The sequence below is a fragment of the Halomonas sp. RT37 genome, from assembly GCF_040070525.1.
GTDB lineage: Bacteria > Pseudomonadota > Gammaproteobacteria > Pseudomonadales > Halomonadaceae > Halomonas > Halomonas litopenaei.
This window is the reverse complement of record NZ_CP098827.1, coordinates 3,980,412-3,995,744: the sequence shown is the minus strand read 5'-3', so window position 1 is coordinate 3,995,744 and position 15,333 is coordinate 3,980,412. Positions and strand designations below refer to the sequence as shown.

The 15,333-nt window shown below is 65.6% G+C and carries 12 protein-coding genes; 8 read left to right on the top strand and 4 right to left on the bottom strand.

Annotated features, from left to right (window positions below):
- Positions 1-43: 43 nt before the first annotated feature.
- The 3 genes from zipA to NFG58_RS17280 all read left to right on the top strand — a co-directional run bounded on the left by zipA (position 44) and on the right by NFG58_RS17280 (position 4,524).
- Entirely contained in the window at positions 44-2,020 is a 1,977-nt protein-coding gene (gene zipA, locus NFG58_RS17290) for a cell division protein ZipA (protein ID WP_124803414.1), read from the top strand.
- Positions 2,021-2,212: 192 nt separating this feature from the next.
- A complete protein-coding gene (ligA, locus tag NFG58_RS17285; protein WP_348827055.1) occupies positions 2,213-4,255 on the top strand; it encodes an NAD-dependent DNA ligase LigA in 2,043 nt (680 codons plus the stop codon).
- On the top strand, positions 4,252-4,524 hold the full coding sequence (locus tag NFG58_RS17280; protein WP_045991106.1) for a YheU family protein: 273 nt from the start codon (positions 4,252-4,254) through the stop codon (positions 4,522-4,524). The genes ligA and NFG58_RS17280 overlap by 4 nt, the downstream gene beginning before the upstream one ends.
- 139 nt (positions 4,525-4,663) lie before the next feature.
- Here NFG58_RS17280 and mnmC read toward each other — a convergent pair whose 3' ends face one another.
- Together mnmC and NFG58_RS17270 are read right to left on the bottom strand one after the other, a co-directional pair.
- Positions 4,664-6,709, bottom strand: coding sequence for a bifunctional tRNA (5-methylaminomethyl-2-thiouridine)(34)-methyltransferase MnmD/FAD-dependent 5-carboxymethylaminomethyl-2-thiouridine(34) oxidoreductase MnmC (gene mnmC / locus NFG58_RS17275; protein WP_348827053.1), 2,046 nt, complete (start codon positions 6,707-6,709; stop codon positions 4,664-4,666).
- 260 nt (positions 6,710-6,969) lie between these two features.
- Positions 6,970-7,269, bottom strand: coding sequence for a YciI family protein (locus tag NFG58_RS17270; RefSeq protein WP_045991104.1), 300 nt, complete (start codon positions 7,267-7,269; stop codon positions 6,970-6,972).
- 220 nt (positions 7,270-7,489) lie between these two features.
- On the opposite strand from NFG58_RS17270, the gene NFG58_RS17265 reads away from it, so the two are divergent.
- Together NFG58_RS17265 and NFG58_RS17260 are read left to right on the top strand one after the other, a co-directional pair.
- Entirely contained in the window at positions 7,490-8,494 is a 1,005-nt protein-coding gene (locus NFG58_RS17265) for a PHP domain-containing protein (protein ID WP_348827051.1), read from the top strand.
- Positions 8,495-8,573: 79 nt separating this feature from the next.
- On the top strand, positions 8,574-9,197 hold the full coding sequence (locus NFG58_RS17260) for an L-threonylcarbamoyladenylate synthase (RefSeq protein ID WP_045991103.1): 624 nt from the start codon (positions 8,574-8,576) through the stop codon (positions 9,195-9,197).
- Positions 9,198-9,319: 122 nt separating this feature from the next.
- Here NFG58_RS17260 and NFG58_RS17255 read toward each other — a convergent pair whose 3' ends face one another.
- Entirely contained in the window at positions 9,320-10,288 is a 969-nt protein-coding gene (locus NFG58_RS17255; protein ID WP_315901234.1) for an ion transporter, read from the bottom strand.
- A gap of 98 nt (positions 10,289-10,386) precedes the next feature.
- A complete protein-coding gene (locus tag NFG58_RS17250) occupies positions 10,387-11,268 on the bottom strand; it encodes a CYTH domain-containing protein (RefSeq protein ID WP_348827050.1) in 882 nt (293 codons plus the stop codon).
- A gap of 135 nt (positions 11,269-11,403) precedes the next feature.
- Here NFG58_RS17250 and NFG58_RS17245 point away from each other — a divergent pair, with 135 nt between their 5' ends.
- From NFG58_RS17245 to argA, 3 genes are all read left to right on the top strand, one after another.
- A complete protein-coding gene (locus NFG58_RS17245) occupies positions 11,404-12,084 on the top strand; it encodes a TIGR00153 family protein (RefSeq protein WP_045991100.1) in 681 nt (226 codons plus the stop codon).
- A gap of 83 nt (positions 12,085-12,167) precedes the next feature.
- The gene (locus tag NFG58_RS17240; protein WP_045991099.1) at positions 12,168-13,433 is read left to right on the top strand and encodes an inorganic phosphate transporter; all 1,266 of its coding nucleotides are present in this window, start codon (positions 12,168-12,170) and stop codon (positions 13,431-13,433) included.
- 221 nt (positions 13,434-13,654) lie between these two features.
- Positions 13,655-14,965, top strand: a complete 1,311-nt coding sequence (argA, locus tag NFG58_RS17235) for an amino-acid N-acetyltransferase (protein WP_045991098.1) — start codon at positions 13,655-13,657, stop codon at positions 14,963-14,965.
- Positions 14,966-15,333: the final 368 nt, after the last annotated feature.

Genomic DNA, 15,333 nt, shown 5'->3' with positions numbered 1-15,333 from the left:
GACAACCATCAGGCATGGCGCCTTAGCAAAGGCATGACGACCCATGGAACTAAGAGAGTGGCTGATCATTCTGGGGCTGGCACTGGTGACCCTCATCGTTATCGATGGGGCGCGTCGCCTCCAGCGCCAACGTCGCACTCCCCGCCTTGATGAGGTGCAGGGAGACGTCCTCGATAGTGGCTACGGTAGCTACGAAAGCGGCTATGGCAGTGGTCATGGCAGTCGCCATGATCAGGAACCCGCCATGGCGGCGAGCCCCGGACCCAGCGCGCCAGAGCGTCGGGAGGTGGCCTCGGTAGAGGACGACCCCGAGGAGCGTGCGCGCCAGGAAGAAATCAACTGGGAGCTGCCCAATGGAGGGGCCAGGGTCGTCAGGCCTGCGGACTTCTCCAATGTTCAGCCCAAGCCCAAGCTGCAGCGCCAGGAGCACCCCGGGCCATCCCGGGTGTTGTCCGAATTCCGCTCCAGTCAGGCCAGTCGCGCTCAGGAGGCTGGTGACAGCCAGCGCGCCGATGGATCGTCGACCAATGACCGGCCGGCGGACACCGTTGCCCCGCGAGCCAGTCAGCCGGCACCTGTAGCCCGGGCCGAGCAGCCCGCCCAGGCAGAGGGTGTAGAAGAGGGTGCAGAACAAGCGCCCGCCGAGGCAGAACCGACTCCAGCACAGGCAGAGCCGTCGGTGCGGGTCGATCAAGCGCCCGCGCAGGCCCCGAACGCTGAAGAAGTGGCCGAGCAGTCCTCCCTGTCAGACGAGCCCATGGCGGCCGACAGCCGCGAGGAGCCACGGGCCACCAGCGAGACGACGATGGACGCTCCGGTGGACGCTGACGCCTCCACCGGCAAGACTGCCCAGGACGAACACGCGGTGCGTGACGATGTCGCCGACGCGGGTGATGGGCGCCGCGAGCCCAGCTTGAGCGCGCGTCGTGACGATGACGTCGCCAGCGAGCCCGGCGACGCTGCCATGCCGTCTCTGGCGGCGGATCCACAGGACCACGAAGAATTCGACGAAGATCAGTATCGTCTGGTGGACTTCGAGGGGATGGGAGATTCGTTGAAGGATCGCTCTCGTCGCATGGGGTCCTCCGTGCATCGTTTTGGCGCTTCGCTGCAGAAGTCGCTGGGAGAGCGCCGGGAACAGAAGCGTATCGAACGCGAGAAGCGTGAGAAGGAAAGAGCCGAGAAGGCACGGCTCAAGGCCGAGCAGAAGGCCGAACAAGCCAAGCTCAAGGCCGAAGAAGAAGCTCGCCGGCAGGCCGAACAGGCACAGCATCAGGCCGAACAGCAGCGTCAGCGGCAGCAGGAAGAAGGGCTGCGTCAGGAGGAGGCCGAGCGCCGCCGTCAGGAAGCCTTGCTTGCCAGGCAGGCCGCTGCCGATCAGCGTGGCGCCTCGTCGATGGAAGACGAAGCCTCGTTCGACGATGCCACGTACGACGAAGCCGCGTATGACGAAGCCGCATTTGATGAAACTAAGGACATCGATGTCGAAGACTCCAGGGTGCGCACCCATCCGGTGCTCGAGAAGGCCCTGCGCCACGACGTCAACGCCGAGCATGCCCGTGACAGCCTGAGCAATGCCGAGGAAATCATCGTCATCAGCGTGATGTCCCGTGACGAGGACGGCTTCCCTGGCACGACCCTGCTGGAGCTGATGATGGCCTGCGGTTTGCGCTACAGCCGAGACATGGGCATCTTCCATCGCTTCGAGACCGAGGATGAGGGCAGCGCCCTGCAGTTCTCCATGGTCAACGTGCTCAAGCCCGGGACCTTCCCGATCGAGGCCATGGACGACTTCACCACACCTGGTATCACCCTGCTGATGCCGCTGCCCAGCGCCAAGGACAGCTCGGCGGCCTTCGAGGCCATGGTCGAGACCGCGATGGTGATCGTGCGCCATATGGGGGGTGAGCTGAAGGACGAGAATCACAGCGTGATGACCGCCCAGACCGTGGAGTTTGCCCGCCAGCGGGTGCAGGAGTTCGAGCGCCGCCACCGCCTGCATCGTTATCAGGTGAACTGACCGCGCAGGCGCTGCCTGGCACGCGACGGCCCCGTGGAGACACGGGGCCGTCTGCGTTTTCCTTCTGTGTCTTGATGGGGCGGACCGGGGTTGCCTGTCGGGGGCGGTGATGCCTGGCGGTTTTCTCCCGGCGGGCATGGGGTAGAATGGCCGATCATCAGCACTTCGCACTTCGCCAGGACAAGGGTTTACATGACCACCGATGCTTCGATCCGTGACGAGGTCGCGCGGCTTCGCACCGAACTCGATGACGCCAACTACCGCTATCACGTGCTCGACGACCCGCGCCTGCCCGACGCCGAGTACGACCGGCTGCTGCGTCGGCTGACGGAGCTCGAACAGGCCCATCCCGAGCTTGCGAGCCCCGACTCGCCGACCCAGCGGGTCGGTGCCAAGCCCGCCGACGGCTTCCCCGAGGTGACCCACGCGCTGCCCATGCTGTCGCTGGACAACGCCTTCGATGACGATGAGATACGAGCTTTCGTCAAGCGGGTGGCCGAGCGTATGGAGCTGGACGCCGACGCACTGTCGTTCTCCTGTGAGCCCAAGTTCGACGGCGCTGCGGTCTCGCTGGTCTACCAAGACGGTGTGCTGGTCAGCGGTGCCACACGTGGCGACGGCCGTACCGGCGAGGGCATCCTGTCCAATCTGAAGACGCTGAAGTCCATTCCGCTGCGCCTTCGGGGCGAGACGCCGCCGACGCTGATGGAGGTGCGCGGCGAGGTCATCATGCGTCACCAGGAGTTCGAGGCGATGAACGAGCGTGCCCGTGAGCAGGGCAGCAAGGTCTTCGCCAATCCTCGTAATGCCGCCGCCGGCAGCCTGCGCCAGCTCGACCCCAGGGTGACCGCCACGCGGCCACTCGAATTCCGTGGCTACCAGGTAGCGCGCCTTGAGCCCGATGGAGGCGCGAGCACCCATAGCGAACTGATGCAGCGGGTGGCCGAGGTCGGCCTGCCGGTCAGTCGCGAGCTCGAAGTGGTCAAGGGGGCGGACGGTGTTATCGACTACTGCCGCCGCCTGGGGGAGCGTCGTGAGCGCCTGGACGTCGATATCGACGGGGTGGTGATCAAGGTCGACGAGCTACGCCTGCAGCGCGAGCTGGGCTTCGTTTCGCGGGCGCCGCGCTGGGCCATCGCCTTCAAGTTCCCGGCCCAGGAGCAGACCACGACCCTCACCGACGTGGAATTTCAGGTGGGGCGCACCGGGGCGATCACCCCGGTGGCACGGCTCGACCCGGTCAGCGTGGCCGGGGTGACGGTGTCCAACGCCACCCTGCACAACGCCGACGAGATCGCGAGGCTTGGCGTGCGCATCGGCGACCGGGTCGCCATTCGCCGCGCCGGCGACGTGATCCCCCAGGTGGTCAGGGTGGTCGAGGCGGCAGGCGAAGGCGAGGATATCGTCTTTCCCGAGCGCTGCCCGGTGTGCGAGTCCGAGATAGAGCGGATCGAGGGCGAGGTGGTGGCACGCTGCTCCGGCGGGCTGGTATGCGCCGCCCAGCGCAAGGAGGCGCTCAAGCACTTCGCCTCGCGCCGGGCGATGGACATCGACGGCCTCGGCGTCAAGCTGATCGATGCCCTGGTCGAGCGTGACTGGGTCAAGACCCCGGCGGACCTGTTCAGCCTGTCCGCCGAGCGACTGGCAGAATTGCCGCGCATGGCCGAGAAGTCGGCGAGCAATCTGGTCGAGGCGCTGGAAAGGGCCAAGGCCACCACCCTGGCACGCTTTATCTACGCCCTGGGTATCCGCGAGGTCGGCGAGGCCACCGCGGCCAACCTGGCGAGCCACTTCGGCAACCTCGATGCCCTCAAGCAGGCCGACCGTGAGACGCTGGAGGCGGTGGACGACGTGGGTCCGGTGGTGGCCGCCCATATCGCCACCTTTTTCCAGCAGGCGCACAATCTCGAAACGCTGGAGGCGTTGATCGCCGCGGGGGTGCACTGGGACGAGGTCGACGTCGGCGAGCGCCCCACGCCATTGGAAGGCCAGACCTGGGTGCTCACCGGTACTCTGGAGACCATGACAAGGGACGAGGGCAAGGCGCGCCTGCAGGCGCTGGGCGCCAAGGTGGCCGGCAGCGTGTCGAAGAAGACCCATTGCCTGGTGGCCGGCCCCGGTGCTGGCAGTAAACTGGCCAAGGCCGAGCAGGCGGGGGTCGAGGTGATCGACGAGGCGACCTTCCTCGCGCGCCTGAACGAGTGGGAATCCGAGAGTTCGGAGGAGCAAGCATGAGCCGTTTCGTCGAAGTACCCTATCGCATGTTGCCCGGGGAGACACTGGACGCCCTGCTCGAGAGTTTCGTCACCCGTCAGGGCTACGACACCACCGACACCGGAGAGGGCATGAAAGGCTGGGTCAAGGAGCTCAAGGGCCAGCTCGAGCGCTCGGAGCTGATCATCGCCCACGATCTGGAGACCGAGAGCACCGAGGTGCTGACCCTGGCCCAGTGGCGATCCTTTGGCAGAGACATCGCAGATGACGAGGAAGAAGGAGACATCTGATCTGCCGATGCCCCCGGCCGCTTGGCGTTTGCTGCGGCGGGTGAAAAAGACGACGGCCCGCCTTCAAGGCGGGCCGTCGGCGTCTGGGCGTTGCTGCTTGCGTCCAGCCCTGGAGCCAGCCCTGGCGCTCATCCTGGAGTCAGCCCTGGCGCTTGCCCTGGACGATATCGCGGATCAGCCGCCGCCCCGGGTGCAGGTGGTCGGCCAGGGGGGCTTCCAGCGGCAGCGGTTCATCGCAGATCCGCGAGGCCAGCAGTTCGGCGCACAGCGGCGCGCTGGCCAGCCCCCGTGAGCCGTGGGCGGCGCTGATCCACAGGCCGGGATGGTGGCTGCCAGCGACGTCCGGCACCCGGGTGGCGTCCTTGGCCAGCACCGCGTAGTCGCGAAGCCATGCCGGCTGATCGGGCAGCGGGCCTGCGTAGGGCGTCTTGTCGGGGCTTGCGCAGCGCACACCGCCACGACCGTCGAGAGTCTCGAGCGCCAGCGGGTGGCCGGCTTGACGCAGCTGGTCGAGGTAGCCCGGCAGGGTTCTGTCGAGTTCCTCTAGGTTGGCCTGGTGGTCTTCGTCGAGGGTGTCGTTGTCGCTACGCCCCGGGGCAAAGGTCGCGCCGAAGGTCAGCACGCCATCCAGCGGCGGTGCCACGTAGCCACCGGCGCAGACCACTCGCTTCGGCGCCGGGGCCTCGAGCGCCAGGGGCGCGCGGCTGACCTGGCCGCGTACCGCCTGCAGCGGCAGGCCAGTGACCTGGCTGAAGTCAGCCGAGCGATAGGCGGCGGCGACGATGACCTGATCCACCTCGATGGCGACGCTGGTGTGATCGCCCTTCAGGGCGTGGCTGCCGACAAGACGCCAGCCGCCGCCCTCCAGAGGCTCGATGCTGTCGATGCTGGCCTGGACGAAGGTCACCCCTGGCGTGCGGGCGAGCTGCTCGCACAGCTCGCGCGGCCTGGCCCAGCCTGCCAGCGGATAGTAAAGGCCGCCGTGGGGCAGCGAGAGCCCGGCGAGGCTGGAGGCCTCGTCGGCGTCGATGCCACGCACCACCGTGTGGGGTAGGCCGTGGTGATCGAGAAAGCGTCGCTGGCGACGGGCCTCGCGCTCGTTGGCACCGAGTTGCAGCACGCCACAGGGCGACCACAGGCGCTGCTCGGGGTCGAGTCGGGCGAGCCAGCGCTGGCTGTAGAGCAGCCCGCCCAGATAGACCCGGCTCTGGTGGTTGGTGTCGGCGGCGAGCTTCACGTATAGCGCGCCCTGGACATTGCCGGAGCCCCCGCTGCCGGGTCGCGAAGCGTCGATCAGGGTGACCTCGACACCACGTCGGGCCAGCGCCTCGGCGGCGCTGCAGCCGGCGATGCCCGCGCCGACAATGGCCACGCGCCGACAGGGCCGCGCCTCAGGAGGGCGAAACCAGGGGGTGTGACGTCTGCCGGTATCGTCGGGAGGCGAGTCGATCTCGCCGGCGAGCATCTCGCGCTTGCGTCCATGGCCCGGTACCTTGCGCCAGGTGAAGCCGGCGGCCTTGAGCCCGCGCTTGACGATGCCTGCGCAGGTGAAGGTGGCGAAGGTGGCGCCAGGACGGGAGTGCGCCGCCATCGTGGCGAACAGTGCAGGCTGCCACATCTCGGGATTCTTCGAGGGGGCGAAGCCGTCGAGGAACCAGGCGTCCACCAGGCCGTCGAGCAGCGCAAGGCGTTCGCTGCTGTCACCCAGGTGCAGATCGAGAATGACCCGGGGCGACAGCACCAGTCGATGCACCCCGGTGACCGCCGCCGGCCATTGACGAATCAACGCCGCCGCCTTGTCGGCCAGATCCGGCTGGCCTGCCAGGGCCCGAATCAGATCCTCGGCGCTCATGGGATAGCGCTCGGTGGAGACGATGTGCAGCCGCGCCCCGGGGGGCGCCAGCGCCTCGAAGCTGTGCCAGGCGCACAGCACGTTGAGCCCGGTGCCGAAGCCCGTTTCACCGATCACGAAGGGGCGCTGCTCGTGCCAGGCGGCAAAGCGCTGGGGCAGCCGGTTGGCGGCGATAAACACGTGCTCGGTCTCGGCGCGACCGTCGTGGCGCGAGAAGTACACATCGTCGAAGGCACGGGAGTGAGGGCTGATTCCGCTGTCGTCCTCGCGCCAGTCCAGTTCGGCGGTAGTGGCGGCGGTCAGGGCGGGGAGGCCATCTGGAGATGATGTCACGTCGAAGATTTCCGGCTGGCGGGGCTGGTCAAGAATTGATCACTCTGTTGTCGAGGGCGTGGCAACAGGGTTACAGCAATGCGTCCGCGGCGTTTCAACAGACTTTTCCACAGACTCTGTGAACAAGCGGGCTGTGAACAAACCCGGAGCAAACAGGCTGTCCGTGAACGGTAGCCAGGACATCGCTTGTCCACGAACAGGTGCCAGAAGCAGGGTGCCCGCGATCCCGCCAGGTGCGCGGGGCAGGCACTCGGCTCGCCTCAGGGCAGGACCTTCTTGAACGGCTTGACGGTGACCGACGCATAGACGCCGGCGATCATGTAGGGGTCGGCATCGGCCCAGGCCTGGGCGCTGGCCAGGTCGTCGAACTCGGCGACCACCAGGCTTCCGCTGAAGCCGGCGTCTCCGGGATTTTCGCTGTCCACCGCCGGGTGCGGTCCGGCCAGCACCAGGCGTCCCTCATCGCGCAGGGCCTCGAGTCGAGCCAGGTGGTCGGGCCGGGCGGCCAGTCGACGTTCCAGGCTGTTGTCCACATCTTCGCTGATGATCGCGTAGAGCATCGATAGTTCCTCGATAGGGCCCGGTTGACGTTGGCCCGGGCAGACTCGCCGGGCGGTCGGATGCCGCTCTACGGCATCCTGGATGACGATCACCCGGCTCGGGGAGGCGCATGCGCGACGCGACCAGCATTGACCGCGGCAGGCGCCACGCGCACCATGGAGGCCATATTCTGTCAAAGTCGCCGCCCGGCGTCATGTCGAGGAGCCAGTTTCCTGTCCCATGCCAGCCCTTCCTGAGTCCTTCGAGGGCACGGCCCTCGCCATCGATCTGCATATGCACTCGACCGCTTCCGACGGCGCTCTTGCGCCGTCGGAACTGGTGACGCTGTGCCACGCCAAGGGGCTTTCGCATATCGCCCTGACCGACCATGACAGCCTCGAGGGAGTCGCCGAGGCCGACCTTCGCGCCCGCGAGCTTGGGCTGTCGGTGCTGCCCGCCAGCGAACTGTCCTGTCAGTGGCGGGGACTCAATATCCATGTGGTCGGGCTGTTGCCGTCGGGGCCGGGGGCCATGCTGGAGGCCGGCCTTGCCGAGCAGGCCATCGCCCGCGAGAAGCGTGCCGAGACCATTGCCCGGCGACTCGAGCGCATCGGCCTGAGCGACGGGCTGGCCAAGGCGCGTGCCTGGGCCGGCAGCGACCGGCCGCTCAATCGCCCCGACTTCGCCCACGTGATGGTGGCAGAAGGGCTGGTGGCGGATCTGTCCGGGGCCTTCAGCAAGTATCTTGGCAACGGCAAGATCGGCGACGTGAAGTCGCATTGGCCCTACCTGTCCGAGGTGGTGGAGTGGATCCTCGACAGCGGCGGCGTGGCGGTGCTGGCTCATCCCCTTCGCTACAAGCTGACCCGGCGCAAGCGCGGCCTGCTGCTCGATGAGTTCTGTCGGGCAGGGGGCCAGGCGGCGGAGCTGGTCAGCGGCTTCCAGAACCCTGATGTCACCCGGGACCTGGCGCGACAGTTGATGGAGCGCGAGCTGTACGGATCGCTTGGCAGCGACTTTCACTTTCCGGGAGGACACCTGGCGCCGGGCAGCATGAGTCCGATTCCGCGCACCGCGGTGGCGCCGGTGTGGGCCCATCCGCGCCTTGCCGCCTGGTTCGCCAGCGCGGCGAGTACGAACGTGGCGGGCCCTGGCGTGACAAATGCGAGCGTGGACGATGACACCCCGCGCGCCGGCCCGGAAGACAAGAGCCCCGAAGACAAGAACGCCGCCCATTCGGTCTAGTCTCAGAGGGAAGGCCCGCGCTGCGCCTCGTGCTTTCTTCGCCAACTTCTTTTGCCCGTTTGTTCGCCAGGGAGGCAACATGACCCAGTACTTTCAGATTCACCCCGACAACCCCCAGAAGCGCCTGATCGACCGCGCGGTCGAGATCATCCACAAGGGCGGAGTGGTGGCCTATCCGACCGACTCGGGCTACGCCCTGGGCTGCCACCTGGGGGACAAGAAGGCCATCGAGAAGATCAAGTGGCTCAGGTCGCTGGACGACAAGCACAACTTCACCCTGGTGTGCTCGGACCTGTCGGAGATCGGCACCTACGCCAAGGTGGACAACGCCGTCTTCCGCCTGCTCAAGGCCCACACCCCGGGCGCCTACACCTTTATCCTGCACGCCACCACCGAGGTGCCCCGGCTGCTGCTGCATCCCAAGCGCCGCTCCATCGGTGTACGGGTGCCGGACCACGAGATCTCGCGTGCTCTGCTTGAACGCCTGGGCGAGCCGCTGATGAGCGTGACCCTGATTCCGGTAGGGGAGGCGTTGCCGATGACCGACCCCGAAGAGATTCGCGATCGCTTCGGTGCGCACCTGGACCTGGTGATCGACGGTGGCGCCTGTCAGCTGGAGCCGACCAGCGTGATCGATCTGCGCGACATGCCGCCGGTCATCGTGCGCGAAGGGCGCGGCGATATCTCACCCTTCCAGGAGTAGCGCTCGACGCAAACCAGCGAAAGCATGCGGCGCATTGTCAGAAAGGCGACAGGCGAATACCGCCACGATGATGGGGTCGCGTTCCTGGCTCGCTCTCCCGGGCCGCGGTTGTGGACCCCGCCTTAGACAGAGGGCCCGCTGCGGTCGGGATTGCTGACGCCATCGTCTTCGTCATCTTCGCGCTTGGCCTTTTCTTCCTCACCGCCGTCGTCCTCCGGTTCCTCTTCTGGTTCTTCCTTCGGCGCGTTGGGGTCGGGGGTGTCCTCGTCGAGCCAGGTGCCACAGATCAGGCAGTACTTGGCACGCTGCTCGTGGCGGTCGTGGCCGCAGCCTGGGCAGGCTTCGTCGGAGTAGCGATCGGCACGAATCGAGCGGATTACCTCGGCGGAGAAGACTCCGGTGGGGACCGCGATGATCGAGTAGCCGATCAACATGACCACCACGCTGATGGCCTGGCCAAGCGGCGTCACCGGTGAGATATCGCCGTAGCCCACCGTGGTCAGGGTCACCACCGCCCAGTAGATGGCTACGGGAATGCTGGTGAAACCGGCCTCCCTCGGCTCGATCAGATACATCATCGAGGCGAAGATGGTCACCAGCATGAACACCGTGAACAGGAACAGGAAGATCTGGTGGCCGCTGCGCTTCAGCGCGTCGATCAACAGGCGTCCCTCGCCGACGAATTCCATCAGTCTCAGTATCCGGAAGATGCGCAGGCTGCGCAGCAGGCGGATGACAATCAGCGACTGGGCCCCGGGGATCAGCAGCGCCAGCCAGCTCGGCAGGATGGCGATCAGGTCGACGGTGCCGTAGAAGCTCTTCAGATAATTGAGCGGCCGCTCGAGGCAGTAGAGCCTGAGGACCAGCTCGATGGTAAAGAGGATGGTGAAGGTCCATTCGATGGCCCGGAACAGCTCGCCATACTGCATGCGCAGGCTATCGACGCTCTCCAGCACCACCACCAGCACGCTGGCCAGGATGGCGGTGATCAAGGCGATGTCGAAGCCCTTGGCCAGCCGGGTATCCGACTCGAAGATGATCTGAAAGATGCGCGTCTTGAGGCCTTCGGCGGCCGGCTTGTAGCCGTTGATCACGGGCGTGTCCTTGTGGTCTCGGGGCATTCTCCTGCAGGGATTAGGTTATCGCCTACAGGAAATGGGGCCATCGTCGGCGTTGCTCGCTATTGACGTTACTCCATCTCGACGTTGTCGGGTAGCCGGCGACCGAGTCTCAACAGGCCGGCGCCGACCTCGGCACTGAGCCAGTCGGGACGGTGCTCTGCGTCCTCGAGGGAGTCTTGCAGGTGCTTGACTTCCTCACCGACACCGGGCGCCGACGAGCACTGTGCAAGCCGCTCTAGCGTCTCCCGGGCGGTGACCATCCAGCCGCTGTCCTGGGTGTCGGCGTAGGCGTCGAGGGCGACCACCAGGCGATGCAGCAGGGTCGAGGGGCTGTCGCCGGACGGCAGCCGCCAGCCCTCCGCCAGTGCCGTCCCGCGAGCCGCCTTGCTGGTGTCCGATGGGCGCAGCGGGACGCTCTCGGCGAAGCCATCGGCCAGCTCCAGTAGCTGTCTGGCGTCTCCCCGCTTGAGCTCGAGCTCGACCTCGCGGATGGTAACGCTTAGCTCCCCCACGCGAATCTCGCCCTCGTCGAGGGCGATTTCGACCTCGCCACCATCGCTTTGCAAAAGCCACACCTCCCGCTGAAAGTCGGTGGTAAAGCAGGGGGCGAGGCGGGTCAGCAGGGTCTCGTCCAATGCCTGGATCGGCTCGAGCCCCTTGAGACCTTCCAGATCGAGGGTGTCGCCGGCCACCTTCCATTCCCATTCTCCCCGGGTGGACAGGCCACCACCGCCCTGGCCGCTGGTCTTCAGGGTCTGGCGCCACTCGTCGCCGATACGCCGCAGACGCAGGGCGACGCGGGCCTCTTTGAGATCTCCCTCAGGGGTGTCGTAGTAGGTATTGACCAGCGTCTGACGGCGGGAAGCCTCTCCGGCGAGGCGGGGGTGGCGTCGTAGCGCATCCGGGCCATCCGGCCCCAGGGCGAGTTTGAGTTCGACTTCATGGCTCATGCGGAGCGTCCTGGCAGGGATAATGGAGGGTGAATCACATCAATGTGACGTTAGTGAGGCAGTATTTTTTCCATGACGTGACAGTTTGGGGTCACTATACTGTCGCCGCCATTTCTCCAGTGTCCGTGACTCCCTATGGTGACATCAAATCCGTTTTCGGCGATGTTTGGCCGCTCCCCCTTTCAACCGCTGCTGGCCCATATCGAAAAGGCGCACGACTGCTCTGCCGAGCTGCTGCCCTTCTTCGAGGCGACCCTTAGGGGCGACTGGGATGCGGCGGCCTCGCATCGTGAAGTGATTACCCGGCTCGAACACGAGGCGGACTCGCTGAAGACCGAGCTGAGGCTGAACCTGCCCAACACCCTGTTCCTGCCGGTTTCCCGTTCGGACCTGCTGGACCTGGTCAGCGTTCAGGACAAGATCGCCAACAAGACCCGCGACATCACCGGCATCATGCTCGGCCGCCAGATGCAGGTACCCGACGCCCTGGCGACCCCGATGCGCGAGTACATCGCCACCGCCGTCGACTGTGTCGCCCAGGCGCGTCAGGCCCTCGAGGAACTCAAGGACCTGCTCGAATCCGGCTTCGGACGCAATGTCACCGAGCTGATGCAGAAATTGATCCGTGGGCTGCATGATCTCGAGCAGCGTGCCGACGAGCAGCAGATCGCCATTCGTCGCCAGCTGTTCGCCCTCGAGAAGGACCTGCCGCCGGTAGACGTGATGTTCCTCTATCAGATCATCGAATGGATCGGAGAAGTGTCGGACCGCGCCGAGCGGGTCGGCAGCCGACTCCAGATCATGACGGCGAACTGAAGACCGTCTTTCCATCCGACCGCCTGCGGGCGGTCTGACGTCATTCAGACTTTCCTCAGTCAGCAATCAAGGGATCTTCTCCCATGTCGATCATTGCCCAGCACGGTGACATCTTCATCCTACTGGCCTGCGCGTTCGGTTTCTTCATGGCCTGGGGCGTCGGTGCCAATGACGTGGCCAACGCCATGGGTACCTCCGTAGGTTCACGGGCGGTCACCATCAAGCAGGCGATCATCATCGCCGTCATCTTTGAATTTCTCGGTGCCTGGCTGGCCGGTGGCCAGGTCACCGAAACCATCCGCAAGGGCATCATCAATCCGGCCCTTCTGGAAAACGACCCCCAGTTCCTGGTCTACGGCATGCTGGCCTCGCTGCTGGCCGCCGGCACCTGGCTGCTGATCGCTTCGATGAAGGGCTGGCCGGTGTCCACCACCCATTCCATCGTCGGTGCCATCGTCGGTTTTGCCCTGGCCGGGCTCGGCATCGAGGCGGTGGGCTGGGGCAAGGTGGGCCAGATCGCCGCCAGCTGGATCGTCTCGCCGCTGCTCGCGGGCTCCATCGGTTTCATGCTGTTCAAGTCGGTGCAGCGTCTGGTGTTCGAAGCCGACGACCCGTTCGCCGCTGCCAAGCGCTATGTGCCGATGTACGTGTTCCTGGTGGGGTTCATCGTCGCCATGGTGACCCTGACCAAGGGCCTCAAGCACGTGGGCCTGCACCTTGCTCCGTTCGAGAGTCTGCTGATCGCGGTGCTCTTTGGCCTGGCGCTGATGGGCCTGGGTATCTGGCGCGAGCGCAGCATCGGCCGTAGCCAGCGCAAGACCGACTCCTTCGGTTTCGAGGGTGTCGAGCGGGTGTTCGGCGTGCTGATGATTTTCACCGCCTGTGCCATGGCCTTCGCCCACGGTTCCAACGACGTGGCCAATGCCGTCGGCCCTCTGGCCGCGGTCATCAGCGTGGTGCATGAGCATGGCAGCATCGAAGGCGCCTCGGCGGTGCCCTGGTGGGTGCTGGTGCTGGGCGGTGGTGGCATCGTGGTCGGCCTGGTGACCTATGGTCACAAGGTCATCGCCACCGTCGGCACCGGCATCACCGAGCTGACCCCGAGCCGTGGCTTCGCCGCCACCCTGGCCGCCGCCACCACCGTGGTGCTGGCCTCGGGAACCGGCCTGCCGATCTCGACCACCCACACCCTGGTGGGTGCGGTGCTGGGCGTGGGTCTGGCCCGCGGTCTTGCCGCCCTCAACCTGAGGGTCATCGGTACCATCGTGATGTCCTGGCTGATCACCCTGCCGGCAGGGGCGGGCCTTGCGATCATGTTCTTCTTCATGTTCAAGGGGATCTTCAACTAGGCAAGGGATCTTCAACTAACGGGTTGGAAAGGGGCTATAGGGCGATCATGTCGCTCACTCCTCCCCCCCACGACGGCGCCTTCGGGCGCCGTTGTCGTGTCTGGCGTTCACAGGTGCGCAGGTGGCAACAGGGCGTAACGGGCGGGGCGGGTGTGGGTCGATAGCAGGCTCTGATATAGTGAGAACTCCTTTCTCCTTGTCCGCCGCAGCAGGTCCGGTCCTTGAACACGTCCTTTTCCTTCGTCGACTGGTTTCGCCATTCCTCGCCCTATATCAATGCCCACCGTGGCCGCACCTTCGTCGTGCTGGTCGAAGGGGAGGCGATGGCGGCGGGGCGAGGGGAGTCGCTGATCCAGGACCTGGCGCTCTTGCACACCCTGGGGGTCAAGCTGGTGGTGGCCTTCGGCATTCGCCATCAGGTACACAGCGTGCTCGAAGCCGAGGGTATCTCGCCGGTGCGCCATCAGGGGCGCTGGGTCGCCGACGAAACCATCATGGCCAGGGTCGAGCGGGTCGCCGCCGAGCAGCGCCTGTGGCTCGAGGCGCGGCTGTCACTGGGGCTGCCCAACACGCCGCTGCACGGTATCGAGTTGACCACGGTGTCCGGCAATCTGGTCATGGCCAAGCCCCTGGGGGTGCGTGACGGCGTCGACTTCCAGCGTTCCGGCGAGGTACGCCGGGTCCGCTCGGGGGCGGTCAGAGCCCTGCTCGAGCAGCACTCGCTGGTACTGCTGCCGCCGCTCGGGTTTTCCAGCACGGGCGAGGTCTTCGATCTGGACGCCGCAGAGGTCGCCCAGCAAGTGGCAGTGGCGCTGAAGGCCGACAAGTTGATCCTGCTGGGGGAATCCGACGGTCTGCGCGATGACAGCGGGCGGTTGTTGCGACAGCTGTCTCCGGCGGAGGCGCGGCCGCTGTTGGACGACGCCTCTATCGGTGAGGAGCGCGCACGCCACCTGGGAGCCGCCTGCGAGGCGGCGTCCCATGGCGTCGCACGCACCCACCTGTTGTCCTGGCGCGACGCCGACGCTCTGCTGGGCGAACTCTTCACCCGTGACGGCGTCGGCACCATGATCACCCAGCATCGCTACGAACAGCTTCGAGCGGCGGGCGTGGAGGATATCGGCGGGCTGCTGGAACTGCTGGATCCGCTGGAGAAGCGCGGCATGCTGGTCCCGAGATCCCGCGAACGGCTCGAGCACGAGATCGACGACTACCTGGTGATCGAGCGTGATGGCATGGTCATCGGTTGCGCCGCCCTGCACCGTTTCGACGACGCCAACGTCGGTGAGCTGGCCTGCGTGGCGGTGCACCCGGACTATCGTAGCGGGGCCCGTGGTGAACGCCTGCTGGCAGAGATCGAGCGTCAGGCCCGGCGCCAGGGCATCGATCGTCTGTTTGCCCTGACCACCCACACCGCCCACTGGTTTCTTGAGCACGGCTTTGTCCCCTCGGCGCTCGATGAACTGCCACCGCTGCGACGCGACGCCTACAATCATGCGCGGAAGTCGAAGGTAATGAGCAAGGCCTTGTAGGGCGTACCAGGGAAGGTGCTCGTCGACGTTTCGGCCAACCATTACGGCGTCTCCATTTGGAGACGCCGTAATTGTTTGTTAAGTAAGGATATTTTGATTTTGGCTCGTTTTGCGTCTGGATTTGGCGACGTTTGTTCAAGGCTCAGACCTCGAAAGTCGGCCATGACGCTTAAGATGGCTGTGGTTGGCAATTTTTGATAATTTTAAGTTATTGATAATAAATAGGTTGCTTTGTTTTTGGCACGGTGATCGCAATAGTCTTGGCGAGCAGGGAAGGTGGCGATCAAGTGTCGTTGTCCTTCCGGGATCGGCGGAAAAATCACTGCCCTGTGCGACTCCGACGAATCCAGCGCCTGCTCCGCGTGATG